This window comes from Streptomyces sp. NPDC025651 (assembly GCF_055558735.1).
This window is the reverse complement of record NZ_JBVHLZ010000005.1, coordinates 81411-96662: the sequence shown is the minus strand read 5'-3', so window position 1 is coordinate 96662 and position 15252 is coordinate 81411. Positions and strand designations below refer to the sequence as shown.

The 15252-nt window shown below is 72.5% G+C and carries 19 protein-coding genes; 8 read left to right on the top strand and 11 right to left on the bottom strand.

Annotated features, from left to right (window positions below; genetic code table 11):
- Positions 1–8 precede the first annotated feature (8 nt).
- Entirely contained in the window at positions 9–707 is a 699-nt protein-coding gene (locus ACZ4D5_RS19825; RefSeq protein ID WP_362329149.1) for an O-methyltransferase, read from the top strand.
- A 129-nt stretch (positions 708–836) separates the two neighbouring features.
- On the opposite strand, the gene ACZ4D5_RS19820 is transcribed toward ACZ4D5_RS19825, so the two are convergent.
- Together ACZ4D5_RS19820 and ACZ4D5_RS19815 are read right to left on the bottom strand one after the other, a co-directional pair.
- On the bottom strand, positions 837–1004 hold the full coding sequence (locus ACZ4D5_RS19820; protein ID WP_003966491.1) for a DUF3117 domain-containing protein: 168 nt from the start codon (positions 1002–1004) through the stop codon (positions 837–839).
- Positions 992–1273 carry a hypothetical protein gene (locus tag ACZ4D5_RS19815; RefSeq protein WP_362328409.1) on the bottom strand — a complete coding sequence of 94 codons (282 nt, stop codon included), beginning with the start codon at positions 1271–1273 and terminating at the stop codon, positions 992–994. Before ACZ4D5_RS19815 ends, ACZ4D5_RS19820 begins: the two co-directional genes overlap by 13 nt.
- Before the next feature lie 39 nt (positions 1274–1312).
- Here ACZ4D5_RS19815 and chcB point away from each other — a divergent pair, with 39 nt between their 5' ends.
- Positions 1313–2113, top strand: coding sequence for a 2-cyclohexenylcarbonyl CoA isomerase (gene chcB, locus ACZ4D5_RS19810; RefSeq protein ID WP_467773674.1), 801 nt, complete (start codon positions 1313–1315; stop codon positions 2111–2113).
- Here chcB and ACZ4D5_RS19805 read toward each other — a convergent pair.
- Both ACZ4D5_RS19805 and ACZ4D5_RS19800 read right to left on the bottom strand, forming a co-directional pair.
- Entirely contained in the window at positions 2110–2709 is a 600-nt protein-coding gene (locus tag ACZ4D5_RS19805; RefSeq protein WP_467773673.1) for a DNA-3-methyladenine glycosylase I, read from the bottom strand. The two genes, chcB and ACZ4D5_RS19805, sit on opposite strands and share 4 nt — an antisense overlap.
- Positions 2706–3089 (bottom strand): DivIVA domain-containing protein, encoded by a 384-nt coding sequence (locus tag ACZ4D5_RS19800; protein WP_467773672.1) that lies wholly within the window; start codon positions 3087–3089, stop codon positions 2706–2708. The genes ACZ4D5_RS19805 and ACZ4D5_RS19800 overlap by 4 nt, the downstream gene beginning before the upstream one ends.
- A 123-nt stretch (positions 3090–3212) precedes the next feature.
- Between ACZ4D5_RS19800 and folP the strand changes: the two genes are divergently transcribed.
- Complete coding sequence (gene folP / locus ACZ4D5_RS19795) at positions 3213–4073, top strand: dihydropteroate synthase (RefSeq protein ID WP_467773671.1); 861 nt, start codon at positions 3213–3215, stop codon at positions 4071–4073.
- A gap of 259 nt (positions 4074–4332) precedes the next feature.
- Here the strand turns inward: folP and ACZ4D5_RS19790 are convergent, their stop codons facing one another.
- Together ACZ4D5_RS19790 and dapE are read right to left on the bottom strand one after the other, a co-directional pair.
- A complete protein-coding gene (locus tag ACZ4D5_RS19790; protein WP_467773670.1) occupies positions 4333–5091 on the bottom strand; it encodes an LOG family protein in 759 nt (252 codons plus the stop codon).
- A gap of 73 nt (positions 5092–5164) precedes the next feature.
- A complete protein-coding gene (gene dapE / locus ACZ4D5_RS19785) occupies positions 5165–6244 on the bottom strand; it encodes a succinyl-diaminopimelate desuccinylase (protein WP_467773669.1) in 1080 nt (359 codons plus the stop codon).
- A gap of 62 nt (positions 6245–6306) precedes the next feature.
- Between dapE and ACZ4D5_RS19780 the strand changes: the two genes are divergently transcribed.
- Together ACZ4D5_RS19780 and ACZ4D5_RS19775 are read left to right on the top strand one after the other, a co-directional pair.
- Positions 6307–7209, top strand: coding sequence for a VldE C-terminal domain-containing protein (locus ACZ4D5_RS19780; RefSeq protein ID WP_467773668.1), 903 nt, complete (start codon positions 6307–6309; stop codon positions 7207–7209).
- Between the two features lie 325 nt (positions 7210–7534).
- Complete coding sequence (locus tag ACZ4D5_RS19775) at positions 7535–8026, top strand: ATP-binding protein (RefSeq protein WP_467773667.1); 492 nt, start codon at positions 7535–7537, stop codon at positions 8024–8026.
- A gap of 60 nt (positions 8027–8086) precedes the next feature.
- Here ACZ4D5_RS19775 and ACZ4D5_RS19770 read toward each other — a convergent pair whose 3' ends face one another.
- Together ACZ4D5_RS19770 and fdxA are read right to left on the bottom strand one after the other, a co-directional pair.
- Positions 8087–9229: a bifunctional succinyldiaminopimelate transaminase/glutamate-prephenate aminotransferase gene (locus tag ACZ4D5_RS19770; RefSeq protein WP_467773666.1), complete on the bottom strand. Its 1143-nt coding sequence runs from the start codon at positions 9227–9229 to the stop codon at positions 8087–8089.
- Positions 9230–9323: 94 nt separating this feature from the next.
- Positions 9324–9644, bottom strand: coding sequence for a ferredoxin (gene fdxA, locus ACZ4D5_RS19765; RefSeq protein WP_030573070.1), 321 nt, complete (start codon positions 9642–9644; stop codon positions 9324–9326).
- Between the two features lie 143 nt (positions 9645–9787).
- Here fdxA and ACZ4D5_RS19760 point away from each other — a divergent pair, with 143 nt between their 5' ends.
- From ACZ4D5_RS19760 to ACZ4D5_RS19750, 3 genes are all read left to right on the top strand, one after another.
- On the top strand, positions 9788–10789 hold the full coding sequence (locus ACZ4D5_RS19760) for a GNAT family N-acetyltransferase (protein ID WP_467773665.1): 1002 nt from the start codon (positions 9788–9790) through the stop codon (positions 10787–10789).
- A gap of 88 nt (positions 10790–10877) precedes the next feature.
- The gene (locus tag ACZ4D5_RS19755; RefSeq protein ID WP_467773664.1) at positions 10878–11708 is read left to right on the top strand and encodes a transglutaminase family protein; all 831 of its coding nucleotides are present in this window, start codon (positions 10878–10880) and stop codon (positions 11706–11708) included.
- Positions 11709–11742: 34 nt separating this feature from the next.
- Positions 11743–12597, top strand: a complete 855-nt coding sequence (locus tag ACZ4D5_RS19750; protein ID WP_467773663.1) for a transglutaminase family protein — start codon at positions 11743–11745, stop codon at positions 12595–12597.
- A 43-nt stretch (positions 12598–12640) separates the two neighbouring features.
- Here ACZ4D5_RS19750 and ACZ4D5_RS19745 read toward each other — a convergent pair whose 3' ends face one another.
- From ACZ4D5_RS19745 to ACZ4D5_RS19735, 3 genes are read right to left on the bottom strand one after another with little or no spacing between them, the layout of a single operon-like run.
- A complete protein-coding gene (locus tag ACZ4D5_RS19745; RefSeq protein ID WP_467773662.1) occupies positions 12641–13291 on the bottom strand; it encodes a response regulator transcription factor in 651 nt (216 codons plus the stop codon).
- On the bottom strand, positions 13288–14484 hold the full coding sequence (locus tag ACZ4D5_RS19740; RefSeq protein WP_467773661.1) for a sensor histidine kinase: 1197 nt from the start codon (positions 14482–14484) through the stop codon (positions 13288–13290). Before ACZ4D5_RS19740 ends, ACZ4D5_RS19745 begins: the two co-directional genes overlap by 4 nt.
- Complete coding sequence (locus tag ACZ4D5_RS19735; protein ID WP_467773660.1) at positions 14481–15224, bottom strand: ABC transporter permease; 744 nt, start codon at positions 15222–15224, stop codon at positions 14481–14483. Before ACZ4D5_RS19735 ends, ACZ4D5_RS19740 begins: the two co-directional genes overlap by 4 nt.
- Positions 15225–15252: the final 28 nt, after the last annotated feature.

Here is a 15252-nt window from a genome sequence, read left to right as displayed (position 1 = left end):
CCGGTCCCATCTGCGGGTTCCCGCCCCCAACGGATACAGTCACGGCCAGGCAACCACGGGGACAGGAGAGGGCCATTACCGGCAACCGGCAGACGAGCTGGGCGTTCGCCGACGCCTTTGTCGCCGAGGACGAGGCGCTGCGCTGGGCCCGGGACCGGGCCCGGGAGGCAGGGCTGCCCTCGGTGTCGCCCGGCACCGGCGCCGCGCTGCGCATGCTCGCCGCCACGGCTGACGCGAAAGCGGTGGCCGAAATCGGTACGGGCACCGGGGTGTCGGGGATCCATCTGCTGCACGGCATGCGGCCCGACGGCGTGCTCACCACGGTCGACCCCGAGCCGGACCGCCAGCAGTTCGCCCGCCAGGCCTTCCGCGCCGCCGGCTTCGCGGGCAACCGCGCGCGGTTCATCCCCGGTCGCGCCCTCGACGTCCTGCCCCGTCTCGCCGACGGCGGCTACGACCTCGTGTTCTGCGACGGCGACCGCATGGAGTCCCTCGAATATCTCGCTGAATCGTTGCGCCTGCTGCGGCCCGGCGGGCTCGTCTGCTTCGAGGGCGTCTTCGCGGACGGCAGGACCGTGGACTCCGGTCCGCAGCCGGTCGAGGTGCTGCACCTGCGGGATCTGCTGCGAACGGTGCGCGAGAGCCCGGATCTCGTGCCGTCGCTCCTGCCTGTGGGGGACGGGCTGCTCTGCGCCGTCAAGCGGTAGCGCGGCGCCCTGCGGCAGTCCCCCCTTGGCACCTCCCGCACCCCGCGCCCCTTCGGGGCCCGGGAAAACAGCACTGCCCCGGCTCGTCGTACGATGCCGGGGCAGTGGAAAAGTGTGGGCGCTTCCGCGTCAGCCGACGACCTTCTTCAGGGCGTCGCCGAGCGCGTCGGCCTCGTCCGGAGTCAGTTCGACGACAAGTCGTCCGCCGCCTTCGAGCGGAACGCGCATGACGATGCCCCGCCCCTCCTTGGTCACCTCGAGCGGGCCGTCGCCCGTCCGCGGCTTCATGGCCGCCATGCTCGTTCCCCTTCCTGAAACCAGCTCATCGCAGCCGACAACCCAGGTGTCACCGGCATCGAACACATTGCTTCCAGGCCATTATCCCGCATGGCAGGACCCGATGACCAACATCGGTCGGCATCGCTTGCGCAACGCGCGCCCGCAAAACCACTCAATTCGGCGATGTGGCTGCGATACTGCGCCGCCCCATACGCCCCACAGGCCCGGAATTCTTTGACGCAGGTCACATATCCGCCCTCGTGCCCGACCTCGATGATCTCCGTCATGCTGAGCTCCTACGTACTGGACCAGCGGAGGGGGCCACCATGGCCGACAGCGTGCTCTACGAGGTGAGCGACGGACTCGCGACGATCACGATCAACCGTCCCGAGGCGATGAACGCCATGAACACCGAGGCCAAGGTCGCCCTGCGGGAGGCCGCGCGGTCGGCCGCCGCGGACCCGGCCGTGCGCGCGGTGCTGCTCACCGCGAACGGGCGCGCCTTCTGCGTGGGCCAGGACCTCAAGGAGCACATCGGGCTGCTCGCCGCCGACCGCGAGGCGGGCACCGGGCAGACGATGAGCACGGTCAAGGAGCACTACAACCCCATCGTGCGGGCGCTCACGAGCATGCCGAAGCCGGTCGTGGCGGGCGTCAACGGCGTCGCGGCGGGGGCCGGCCTCGGCTTCGCGCTCGCCGCCGACTACCGCGTGGTGGCGGACACCGCCAAGTTCAACACCTCCTTCGCCGGGGTCGCCCTGACCGCCGACTCCGGCGTCTCCTGGACGCTGCCGCGCGTGATCGGCCCCGGCCGGGCCGCCGATCTGCTGCTCTTCCCGCGCAACATCGACGCGCAGGAGGCGTACGACCTGGGGATCGCCAACAGGATCGTGCCCGCGGCGGACCTCGCCGCGGAGGCCGCGCAGGTGGCCCGTGCCCTGGCCGAGGGGCCGACCCTCGCCTACGCGGCGCTCAAGGAGTCCCTCGCCTACGCGGCGGGCCACTCCCTGGACGAGGCGCTGGACAAGGAGGACGAGCTGCAGGGCAAGGCGGGCGCGTCCGAGGACCACACCATCGCCGTGCAGGCCTTCATCGCCAAGGAGAAGCCGAAGTACCTCGGCCGTTAGGCGGCGCGCGACGCCTCGCGGGCCACGCAGTCCGCGAGGTGGTCGTCGACCAGGCCGCAGGCCTGCATCAAGGCGTACGCCGTGGTGGGGCCGACGAAGCGGATGCCGCGCTTCTTGAGCTCCTTGGACAGGGCCGTGGACTCGTCGGTGATCGCGGGGACGTCGGCGAGGGTCCTCGGGACCTTGCGGGTCGCGGGGTCCGGAGCGAACGACCAGATCAGCGAGTCCAGTTCGCCCTCGGACCAGTCGGCGAGCACGCGCGCGTTGGCGAGGGTCGCGTCGATCTTGGCGCGGTTGCGGATGATGCCGGGGTCGGCGAGGAGGCGCTCGCGGTCCTCGTCGGTGAAGCGGGCGACCGAGGCGATCTCGAAGTCGGCGAAGGCGGCACGGAAGCCCTCGCGGCGGCGCAGGATCGTGATCCAGGAGAGGCCGGACTGGAAGGCCTCCAGGCAGAGCCTCTCGTACAGCGCGTCGTCGCCGTGGACCGGGCGGCCCCACTCCTCGTCGTGGTACGCCACGTAGTCCTCGGTGGACAGGCCCCACGGGCAGCGCAGGGCGCCGTCCGGGCCCGGGACCGCGCCGTTCTCGGTGCTCACTGGTCGTCGCCCTTCTTGTCCTCGGGAGCCTTGCGTGGTTCGTACCCCTCGAAGAGGGCGGGGCCCGCGACCGCCGTGGCCTGGGCGCCGGCCAGGGCCGCCTCCAGCTCGGCGATGCGGGAGTCCCGCTCGGCCAGCTCGGCGCCGAGTCGGCCGAGCACGTCGTCCACGTCCGCCATGCGGTAGCCGCGCAGGGTCATCGGGAAGCGGACCTCCTCGACGTCGGCGCGGCGCAGCGGGCGGTCCGGGGGCAGGGGGTCGGTGAACTGCTCGGGCGCGGCGTCGGGCAGGGCTCCGCTCTCGCCGCCGCCGACGACGGCGAGGGTCACCGCGCCGACCACCACGACGAGGGCGATGACCAGGAACAAGAACAAGACCATCTTCAGGCCCCCACGCTCGACTGCCCGTGCTCAAACTGTCAGGGTCCGATCGTGCCATGCGGCACCGACAGTTAAGGTCGCAGGCGGCCGAACCGCGACAAGGACCCAGGAGGGCCACAGGGGATGCTCAGGCTTGGCAGGCGCGAGTTCGACGTGCACGAACCGGTGATCATGGCGATCGTCAACCGGACCCCGGACTCGTTCTACGACCAGGGCGCCACGTTCCGCGACGAGCCCGCGCTCGCCCGCGTGGAGCAGGCGGTCGCCGAGGGCGCCGCCATCATCGACATCGGCGGGGTCAAGGCGGGCCCCGGCGAGGAGGTGACCGCGCGGGAGGAGGCGCGGCGCACGGTCGGCTTCGTCGCGGAGGTGCGCAAGCGGTTCCCGGACGTGGTGATCAGCGTCGACACCTGGCGGCACGACGTGGGCGAGGCGGTGTGCGAGGCGGGCGCCGACCTTCTCAACGACGCCTGGGGCGGCGTCGACCCGAAGCTCGCGGAGGTCGCGGCGCGGTACAAGGTGGGCCTGGTGTGCACGCACGCGGGTGGTGCCGAGCCGCGGACGAGGCCGCACCGCGTCACGTACGAGGACGTGATGACCGACATCCTGCGCGTGACGGTCGGCCTGGCCGAGCGCGCGGTCGAGCTCGGCGTCCCCCGGGAGTCCGTGATGATCGACCCGGGGCACGACTTCGGCAAGAACACCCGGCACAGCCTGGAGGCCACCCGCAGGCTCGGCGAGATGGTGGACACGGGCTGGCCGGTCCTGGTCTCCCTGTCCAACAAGGACTTCGTCGGCGAGACCCTGGACAAGCCGGTCAAGGAGCGAGTGATCGGCACCCTGGCGACGACGGCGGTCTCGGCGTGGCTGGGCGCGCAGGTCTACCGGGTCCACGAGGTCGCGGAAACAAGGCAGGTCCTGGACATGGTGGCGACCATCGCGGGCCACCGGGTGCCCGCCGTGGCCCGGCGCGGACTGGCCTGAGCGCTCCGCGACCCACCACGGCCGGACGGAGTCCGGCACAGCCGCACGAAGCCCGCGAGGCGCCCCGGCGCCGAACGGCGCGAGCGCGGCACGAAAGAACGGTCGAGGCAGGTCCTGGACATGGTGGCGACCATCGCGGGCCACCGGGTGCCCGCCGTGGCCCGGCGCGGACTGGCCTGAGCGGGGCGTGTTCCCGCGGGCGCGGGTGGGCCCCGGCGGTCGTCCGCCGGGGCCCACCCGAACTCCCCTTCGGGGAGTTCTACTTGCCGACTTCCTTCGTCACCAGGGAGATCGCCTCGTCCACGTCGTCCGTGACGTGGAACAGGAGCAGGTCGGCCTCCGAGGCCTTGCCCTGGGCGATGACCGTGTTCTTCAGCCAGTCGATCAGGCCGCCCCAGTACTCCGAGCCGAAGAGGACGATCGGGAAGCGGGTGACCTTGCGGGTCTGGACGAGGGTGAGCGCCTCGAAGAGTTCGTCCAGGGTGCCGAGGCCGCCGGGCAGGACCACGAAGCCCTGCGCGTACTTCACGAACATCGTCTTGCGGACGAAGAAGTAGCGGAAGTTCACGCCGATGTCGACGTAGGGGTTCAGGCCCTGCTCGAAGGGCAGCTCGATGCCGAGGCCGACCGAGGTGCCCTTCGCCTCGACGGCGCCCTGGTTGGCGGCCTGCATCGCGCCGGGCCCGCCGCCCGTGATCACCGCGAAGCCGGCCTCCACGAGCGCCTTGCCGATCGCGACCCCGGCCTCGTACTCCGGCGCGTCCTCGGGGGTGCGCGCCGAGCCGAACACGCTGATCGCGGGCGGGAGTTCGGCGAGCGTGCCGAACCCCTCGATGAACTCGGACTGGATGCGCAGGACCCTCCAGGGGTCGGTGTGCACCCACTCGGAGGGTCCGTCGGAGTCGAGGAGACGCTGGTCGGTGGTGCCGGGCTGGACCTGGTCGCGCCGCCGCAGCACCGGACCGAGCCGCTGCTCCTCCGGACGCTTCCCGGCGGTGACCTCATCGGGGTTGCTCATCGTCTGCTCCCTCCATGCGTACGTGACTCACAGCGTAGGTCTACGCGGGTTACCACAGAGGGACCTCGGAGTGTCAGGAGGTGAGCCAGGCCCGCAGCGTCTCCTCCGCCTCGGGGATCCGCGCCGCCTCGACACGCTCGTCGACCTTGTGCGCGAGCAGCGGGTTGCCGGGGCTGAAGTTGACCGCGGGCACCCCGAGCGCGCTGAAGCGGGAGACGTCCGTCCAGCCGAACTTGGCGCGGGGCTCGCCGCCGACGGCCGCCACGAAGGCCGCGGCCGCCGGGTGGGTGAGGCCGGGGCGGGCCGGGCCCGTGTGGTCGTCCACGATGAACTCGTCGACGCCGCAGTCCGCGAAGTAGTCGCGTACGAAGGCGAGGGCCTCCTCCTCGCTGCGGTCGGGCGCGTAGCGGAAGTTGACGACGACGGTGCACTCGTCGGGGATGACGTTGGTGGCGACGCCGCCCTCGATACGGACGGCGTTGAGGCCCTCGTGGAACTGGAGGCCCTCGACCACCGGCTTGCGCGGCTCGTACGCGGCGAGCTTGGCCAGGATCGGGGCGGCCGCGTGGATCGCGTTGGAGCCCATCCACGCGCGCGCGGAGTGCGCCCGCACGCCCTTGGTCTTCAGGTGGACCCGCAGCGTGCCCTGGCAGCCGCCCTCGACGAGGCCGTCGGTCGGCTCCAGGAGGATCGCGAAGTCGCCCGCGAGCCAGTCGGGGTGGGCCTCGGCGACGTGCCCGAGGCCGTTGAGGTGCGCGGCCACTTCTTCGTTGTCGTAGAAGACGAAGGTGAGGTCGCGGTTGGGCTCGGTCACCGTCTGCGCGATGCGCAGCTGGACGGCGACGCCCGACTTCATGTCGCAGGTGCCGCAGCCCCACAGGATGCCGTCCTCGTCGAGGCGGGAGGGCACGTTGTCCGCGATCGGCACCGTGTCGATGTGTCCGGCGAGGACGACCCGCTCGGCGCGGCCCAGGTTCGTGCGCGCCACCACGTTGTTGCCGTGCCGGTCGACCGTGAGGTGCGGCAGGGCGCGCAGGGCCGCCTCGACGGCGTCGGCGAGCGCCTTCTCCTCGCCGCTCGGGGACGGGAAGTCGACCAGCCGCGCGGTCAGCTCCGCGGCGTCGAGCGTGAGGTCAAGCGGTGTGTGAGGCATGCCGACGACCCTAACGCCAGACGCCGCGCCGGGCTGTCAGTGGACTCCAGTACCTTGGACGCGTGCCTGAGCCCCCCACCCTCCTCCGGCGCGGCCGTCTCCTCCGTATCGGGGCCGCGGTCGCCGTGCTGCTCGCCGTCGCGGGCTATGTGGCGGTCCAGTACGTGTACGGGGGCAAGCCCGCCCCCCGCTGCACGGTCGTCTCGGGCGACGGCGACGGCGCCCGTTACGAGTTCACGGCCGAACAGGCGGAGAACGCCGCGACGGTCGCCGCGGTCGGCACCTCGCGCGGCATGCCCGAGCGCGCGGTGACCATCGCGCTCGCCACCGCTCTCCAGGAGTCGGGCCTGCGCAACATCAGGCACGGCGACCGGGATTCGCTCGGCCTCTTCCAGCAGCGGCCCTCGCAGGGCTGGGGCGACGAGCGGCAGATCATGGACCCGGCGTACTCGGCGGGCCGTTTCTACGAGCACCTGGCCGAGGTGCCCGGCTATTCGCGGCTGCCGCTGACCGTCGCCGCGCAGCGCGTGCAGCGCAGCGGCTTCCCGCAGGCCTACGCCAAGCACGAGCCGGACGCCGCGCTGCTCGCCGCCGCGCTCACCGGCCGCTCCCCCGCCACCTTCAGCTGCGAGGGCCGACCCGGCACCGACCCCGGCGGCCCGGCGAAGGTCCGGGCCGCGCTCGTCCGCGACTTCGGCCGCGAGGTGCGCCCCGACGCCGCCCGCGGACGCGCGGTGACGGTCCCCGTGCCCGCCCCGATGGCCGAGGGGAAGCCTCCGCAGCGCGGCTGGGAGCTGGCGCACTGGGCCGTGGCGCAGTCCTCGGCCCTGCACATCGAGCGGGTCGCGTACGGCGGCCGCGAATGGCGGGCCGACGGTTCGGGCAAGTGGCGGGATGCGAAGTCGAACGGGGCCGCGGGGCCCGACGGGAGCACCGACGAGGTCCGAATCGTCACTGGGCAGTAGTGCGGCGGATCACTCGATAGGGGCACGGAGATCGCGTCGGCTCGACGCCCCGCGGGGCTTTCCCGCACCCCTCCCCCGCAACCCTCAAATCCCTTGAGAGCAAAGGGGATTAAGGATTCCGCGGGCATTCGACGCGGGGGCCGTTTGCCCGTTTTTATCCGCAGCCGATAATGCGACGCATTGCCAACTCTTTACGTTGGCCCACCGCAACCTTCGCGGGCTTCGAGCGGTAGTCACTGCGTCCGATCGCCGGAACCCATCCGGTGGGACGCCGGAGCCGATCCGGCCGGACACACCAACGTTCTCTCCCGTCTGAAGGAGCATCATGTCCCTCCCCCTGACCCGCCGGATCGCCCGTGCCGCGCTGCTCAGCGCAGCGGGTGCAGCTTCCGTGGTCGGTGCGGCCGGCTCCGCGAGCGCCGTTGACCTTCCGGCCGCCCCCGACCTGGGCGGCCTGACCGCCCTGGACGGAGCGGGCCTCGGCAACACCGTCGACGGTGCGGCTCAGAACGTCAGCGGCCTCGCGGGCGACGCGGGCAGCAAGGCCGTGAAGAAGGCCGTCCCGACCGCGGGCAAGGCCGTCGGCAAGGGTGCCAAGACCGCGACCCCCGCCGCCCAGAAGGCCGCCGGTGACGTCGCGGGCAGCGCGGGCGAGGTGCTCGGCGAGACCGCGGGCGCGGCCACCGAGGGCGGTCTGCCCACGGACGCGCTGACCAAGGGCGGCCTGCCCACCGACGGCCTGACCAAGGGCGGACTGCCCACCGGTGGCCTGCCGGCCGCCGACCAGCTGCCGGTCAAGGGCCTGCCCCTCGGCTGATCCCCCGATGGGCACGCGAAGGGCCCGGAGCCACTGGCTCCGGGCCCTTCGCGTTGTCCCTCAGGCGAGACGCTCGACCGCCGCCGCGACCCGCTCGTCCGACGCGGTCAGCGCCACCCGTACGAAGCGGTCGCCCGCCGGGCCGTAGAAGTCGCCGGGCGCCACCAGGATGCCGAGGTCCGCGAGGTGGGCGACGGTGTCCCAGCAGGACTCCTCGCGCGTGGCCCACAGGTACAGGCTCGCCTCGCTGTGCTCGATGCGGAAGCCGTGCTTCAGGAGGGCGTCGCGCAGGGTCGTGCGCCGGGCCGCGTACCGCTCGCGCTGCTCGCGCACGTGCTCGTCGTCGCCGAGCGCCGCCACGACGGCGGCCTGGGTGGGCGCGGAGGTCATCATGCCGCCGTGCTTGCGGATCTGCAGCAGATCGCCGAGCACGTCCGCGTCGCCGGCGATGAACGCCGCGCGGTAGCCCGCCAGGTTGGACCGCTTGGAGAGCGAGTGGACGGCGACGACGCCCTCGTACGAACCGCCGCACACGTCCGGGTGCAGGACCGAGACGGGCTCGGCCTCCCAGCCGAGCTCCAGGTAGCACTCGTCGCTGACGAGCAGTACGCCGTGCTCGCGCGCCCAGGCGACGGTGCGGGTGAGCTCCTCGCGCGTGAGGACCCGACCGGTCGGGTTCGAGGGCGAGTTGAGCCACAGGAGCCTGAGGTTCGTGGGGTCGAGCTCGGTGGGCTCGTCGTAGGCCACGTACCCGGCCTTCGCCAGGCGCGCGCCCACTTCGTACGTCGGGTAGGCGAGGCGCGGGTAGGCGACCACGTCGCCCGGGCCGAGGCCCAGCTGCGTCGGGAGCCAGGCCACCAGCTCCTTGGAGCCGACGACCGGCAGGACGTTGCGGTGCGTGAAGTCCCGTGCTCCGAGCCGCCGTTCGCACCAGCCGGTGATCGCGTCGCGCAGCTCGGGGGTGCCCCACACCGTCGGATAGCCCGGCGAGTCCGCGGCCGCGATCAGCGCTTTCTGGATCAGCTCGGGCACCGGGTCGACCGGGGTGCCCACCGACAGGTCGACGATGCCGCCGGGGTGGGCGGCCGCGGTGGCCTTGTACGGCTCGAGCTTGTCCCAGGGAAAGTCGGGAAGGCGGTCGCGCGGCGACTCGGCGGCAGGGTGGCGGTGGGAGACGGGTGGGTGGTCGGAGGCTGCTGGCACGTGCTGACTCCCGTGCTGGTACTGGTCGTTGCAAATGCCTCGGTCCCGCACGGCGAAGAGGCCGTGCGGGACCGGGGCGACGCGCTGTCTGCCGTTACTGGTTCTGCGGCGGAAGTGCGGCGATGAAGGCGTGGTCACGCTCGATCAGGCCGAGCTTGCTCGCGCCGCCGGGCGAGCCGAGCTCGTCGAAGAACTCGACGTTCGCCTTGTAGTAGTCCTTCCACTCCTCAGGAGTGTCGTCCTCGTAGAAGATCGCCTCGACCGGGCAGACCGGTTCGCAGGCTCCACAGTCGACGCATTCGTCCGGGTGGATGTACAAGGACCGGGAGCCCTCGTAAATGCAGTCGACCGGGCACTCCTCGATGCACGCCTTGTCCTTGACGTCGACACAAGGCTGCGCGATGACGTAGGTCACGCTGTCGTTCCTCCTCGATACGGGCGTTGGCGGGCCGTCCTCAGGCTCCGCTCGCCTGGCGCGCGGGAGCGCGGCGTCGTCGATGCCCGCCCCTAGTATCTCCGTTCCCGGGCAAGATCCGAACAGGAGGGGCGTACAGAGCTGTGGAATTCACTGCGGGCGGACAACTCGAGGTCCGTATCACCCCTGCTGACGTGGGTAAACGAGTGTCGGTCCGGCGGCTGACCGGCGGCTCCACCGCCGGTGGCAAGTTCACCGACACGGTGGGCGTTCTCACATCGTGGGACGACGGTGTGGTGCTCATCACACGACGGGACGGCGAGAGCGTCCGCATTGCGGAGCGAACTCTGGTGGCAGGCAAGGTCGTACCGGCCGCGCCGGCCCGCAGACGGGGCCCCGCCGCCTCGTACGAGGAGCTGGCGCGGGTGTCGGCGCGGGCCTGGCAGCCGGTGGAGGGCGGGGCGCTCGGCGAGTGGGAGCTGCGGGCGGCGGCAGGGTTCACGCGGAGGGCCAACTCCGTGCTGCCGCTCGGCGATCCGGGAAGGCCGCTCGACGAGGCACTTTCGTCCGTGCGCGGATGGTACGCCGACCGCGGGCTGCCCCCGTACATCCAGACCGCGACCGGCGCCGAGGGCACCCAGGAACTGCTCTGCGCCGCGCTGGAGGAGCGCGGCTGGGAGCGCGAGGTCACCGCGGAGCTCCACATCGGCGCTCTCGCCCCGGTCGGCGATCTGGACGTGGACACGGACCGCGTCCGGCTGTCGCGCTCCTTCGACGAGCCGTGGCTGCGGCGGTACAAGCGCTTCGGGGTTCCGGGACCTCATGTGCTCAAGGTGCTGGCGAGCGGGCCCTCGGTGTGGTTCGCTTCCGTGCCCGGGAGCGGTGACTCCCCGGCCGCGATCGGGCGGTGCGTGGTCGACGGGCGCTGGGCGGGGTTCATGGCGGTCGAGGTGGATCCGGAGCGGCGGCGGCAGGGGCTCGCCACCGCGGTGATGGCCGCGCTGGCACGGCAGGCCCTGTCCGAGGGCGCTTCGGCGGCCTGGCTGCAGGTCGAGGCGGACAACGACGGCGCGCGGGCGCTGTACGGCGGGATGGGCTTCGCGGCACATCACGCCTATCACCACTACCGGTACGGGCCGGCCTGAGCGGGAACGGCACGGCACCGGACGCGACAGCACGACACGGAACAGCACGGCAACAGCGCCCCGCGAGGGCATGAGACACGAGGCACGTATGCACGCGGAGTCCGGCGAATGGCGACGGCGGTTCGCCGAAGAGGCACGGTCGGAGCGGCCCGGTCTCGCGCTGCTGTGCCTGCTGATCGGCACCGAGGCGGACCCCTCCCTGGACGAGGAGGGGATCGACGCCGCCGAGATCGAGCTGGACCGGCTCGCGGGGCTGCTGCCGTTCCGCCCCGGCGGGCCGCGCGCCTGGGCCGCCGCGCTCGCCGAACTCCTCGGCGAGCAGCAGGGGTTCGAGGGCACGCCGGGTGACTACCAGCGCCTCGACTCCTCGCTCCTGCACCAGGTGCTCCGGCGCCGCAGGGGTCTGCCGATCCTGCTCTCCGTGGTGTGGATGGAGGTGGCGCGGCGCGCGGGCGCCCCGGTGTACGGGGTGGCGCTGCCGGGCCACTTCGTGGTCGGCTTCGGCCCCCGGGACGACCAGGTGCTCGCCGACCCCTTCGACGGCGGCCGGCTGCTCACCGGGGCCGACGCGGAGCTCCTGGTCGCCGGTACGGCGGGCACGGGCATCCAGTCGTCGATGCTGACGCCCGCCGATCCGCTGAACATCGTGCAGCGCATCCTGAACAACATCCGTGCCTGGGCGGCTGCCCGGCCCGAGCGCTCCGACGTAGCCCTGTGGGCCCTGGAGCTGTCGCTGCTGCTGCCCGCCCATCCGGCGCGGCTGCGCTATGAGCGGGCCCAACTCCTCGTCCAGCGGGGCGACTTCCTCGGCGGCGCGGAGGAGCTCGACGCGTACGCGGATGTGGTGACGGCCGTCGAGCCGACCACGGCGGAGCGGGTGCGCCACCAGGCGCGGGCCGCGCGGGCGATGCTGAACTGACGTATCGATCGGCGCGAGGGGGCACGAGGGACGTATGCACCCCCGACCCCCTGGAACCACCGACTGGCGGCGGCTCTTCGCGGCCGAGGCCGGTTCCTCGCGGCCCGATCTGGCGCTGCTGTGCCTGCTGATCGGCACCGAGGCGGACCCTTCGCTGGACGAGGCGGGCATCGGCGCGGCGCGGCGCCTGCTCGACCGGCTCGCCGAGCAGGCCGCGCTCGGCCACCGCTCCTGCCGCTTCGACGACCCCCGCGCCTGGGCGTCGTCCCTGGCCGAACTCCTGGGCGGGCGCTGCGGGTTCAAGGGCAGACCCGGTGACTACCAGCGCCTGGAGTCCTCGCTCCTGCACCAGGTCCTGCGCCGCCGCAGAGGCCTGCCGATCCTGCTCTCCGTGCTCTGGATGGAGGTGGCGCGGCGCGCGGGGGCCACCGTCCACGGGGTGGCGCTGCCGGGCCACTTCGTGGTCGGCTTCGGGCCCCTCGACGACCAGGTGCTCGCCAACCCCTTCGACGGCGGCCGCGTACTGACGGGCACGGACGTCGAGTTGCTGGTCACGGCGGCCACGGGGGCGCCGCCCGTGCCGTCGATGCTGCGCCCCGCGGGGACCCTGGACATCGTGGGGCGCATCCTCAACAACATCCGGGCCTGGGCCGCGCCCCGCCCCGAGCACGCCGACGTGTCGCTCTGGGCGATCGAGCTCTCCCTGCTCCTGCCGTCACCGCCGCCCCGGCTGCACTACGAGCGTGCCCAACTCCTCGTACAGAGCGGGGACTTCCTCGTCGGAGCGCGGGCGCTCGACACCTACGCCGATCAGATCGCGGCGGAGGAACCCGCCACCGCCGACCAGGCGCGGCGGCAGGCGCTGCGGGCGCGGGCGATGCTGAACTGACGCGCGGCGACGGCGCGTCGCGGAGCAGCGGGCTGCCCGGGGCTCAGAGCCAGCCCTTGTCCCTGGCGACCCTGACCGCCTCCGCGCGGTTGCGGACCGCGAGCTTCTGGATCGCCGTCGAGAGGTAGTTGCGCACGGTCCCCTGGGAGAGGTGCAGGGCGGCGGCCAGCTCGGCGTTGGTGGCGCCGTCGGCCGCCGCGCGCAGGACCTCGCGCTCGCGGTCGGTGAGCGGGTTCGCGCCGCCCGCGAGGGCCGCGGCGGCCAGCGTGGGGTCGATGACCCGCTCCCCCGCGAGCACCTTGCGCACCGCTTCGGCGAGCTGGGCCGCGGGCGCGTCCTTGACCAGGAACGCGACGGCGCCCGCCTCCATGGCGCTGCGCAGGTAGCCGGGGCGGCCGAAGGTGGTGAGCACGACCACCTTCAACTCGGGGAGGGCGGCGCGCAGTTCGGCCGCCGCCTCGATGCCCGTCATGCCGGGCATCTCGATGTCGAGCAGCGCCACGTCCACGTCCTGGGCGCGTGCCGCGGCGAGCACCTCGTCGCCGCGGGCCACCTGGGCGACGACCTCGATGTCCGGCTCCAGGCCGAGCAGGGCGGCGAGCGCCTCCCGGACCATCGACTGGTCCTCGGCGAGGAGGACCTTGATGACGCCGCCCGCGCCGCTGCCGCTGTTCCCGCTGTTCCCGCTGCTCATGAGGGGGATCCTACGGTCGCCTCCGCCAGGGGCACGCGGACCGCCAGACGGAAGCCGCGGCGGGCGCCGGGCCCCGTCTCCAGGACGCCGCCGACGGCGGCCACGCGCTCGGCGAGGCCCGTCAGGCCGTTGCCCGCGGCCGCGCCGGCACCGCCCGCCCCGTCGTCCTCCACGGACAGCTCGATGAGCCGCCCCGCAAGCGTCTGACGGGCCGTGAAGGCCACGGTGCAGCGGTAGGCCCCGCTGTGCCGCACGACATTGGTCACGGCCTCGCGCAGCGCCCACGCCAGCGCCGCCTCCCCTTCCTCGCCCGGCAGTTCGGCGGGGGCCTCCATCGGGACGTCGGCCTCGATGCCCGCGGCGGTCAGGGCCGTGCGGGCGCCCGCGAGCTCGCCGGCCAGGGTGCGCCTGCGGTAGCCGGAGACGGCCTCGCGGACGTCCACCAGGGCCTGGCGGCTGACCTGTTCGATGTCGGCGACCTGCTGGGCGGCCCTGTCGGGGTGGTCGGGGAGCATCCGCCCGGCGAGCTCGCTCTTGAGCGTGATCAGGGAGAGCGAGTGGCCGAGCAGGTCGTGCAGGTCCCTGGCGAGCCGCAACCGCTCCTCGTTGGCGGCGAGTTGGGCGACGGTGGCGCGCGCCTGCCGCAGCTGGATCGTCGTACGGATCAACTGGCGTACGCCGGACATCGCGAAGCCCACCAGGAGGGTGATCACCCCGAGGTTGGTGATCAGGTCGCCGAGGCCGTCGTCGCGCAGGCCGACCAGGACCATCAGGACGGTGACCGCGGGGACCACCCAGAGCGTGTACCGCATGGGCAGGACGGCCCCCGCGGAGACCGAGACGTACACGAAGAGGCCGAGCCAGTGGTCGCCGAAGCTGAAGGCGAGGAGTACGGCGAGGGCCACGAGCAGCCCGAAGGAGGTGATGACACCGCGCCACTGGAGGATCCTGGTGGTGTAGCGGAAGACGAGGGTCAGATAGCAGACCACGAAGACCGCGAGGCCGAGCGAGCCGAGCACCGTGGCCGGGGGCGTGTGGCGGCCCGCGGCCAGGTCCTGGATCGGGGAGCTCAGGAAGACCAGCCAGACACCGATCCAGCCCGCCTTGGTGAGGAACTGGCGGCGGCCCCGCGGCGGCCGCCCGAAGGTGTGGACGGGGTGGAGCTCGTTGCACTCGGCAGCTGTCTCTTTCACGCCTTCAGTGTGTCCTTCCGGTACAGCCACGCCGCGCCGCCCGCGAAGAGGACGAAGTAGGCGACCAGGAGCGCGACGTCCTTCGCGTGCGGTGCGCCGCCCAGTTCGATGGCCTGCCCGAGGGCGGCGTACGCGTGGGTGGGCAGCCAGGAGGAGGCGCTCTGCAGCCACTGCGGGAACGTCGCCGTCGGCATCCACAGGCCGCCCAGGATGGAGAGCCCGAAGTAGATGATCATCGTGATCGGGCGGACGGCGTCACCGGACGCGAGGTAGCCGATGGCCACGCCGAGCGCGGCGAAGCAGAGGCTGCCCGCCCAGATCGCGCCGGTCAGTGCCAGCCACTGCCAGGCCTCGAAGTGGATGCCCTTGAACACCGCGGCGACCACGAACACCACGACGATGGACGGCAGGCTCACCACGGCCGCGCTCGCGGTCTTCGCGAGGACGTAGCCGCGCCCGGGCAGGGTCGTCAGGCGCAGCTGCCGCACCCAGCCGCTCTCGCGCTCCTTGGCGATGCGCTCGCTGTTGCCCATGAGTACGGCGGTCAGGGCGCCGAAGGACGCCATCGAGACCATCATGAACGCGGGGACGGAGAGGCCGCCCGAGCCCGGGATCTCGGCGGCGCCGTCCTGGCTGCCCGCGATGATCACGAAGAGCACCGCCGGATAGATCACCGAGAAGAAGAGGAACTTGCGGTTGCGCAGAGCGCGGGTGATCTCCAGCTTGATGAGGCTTTTCATGCCGTTCACGCTGTTCATTCCGTTCACG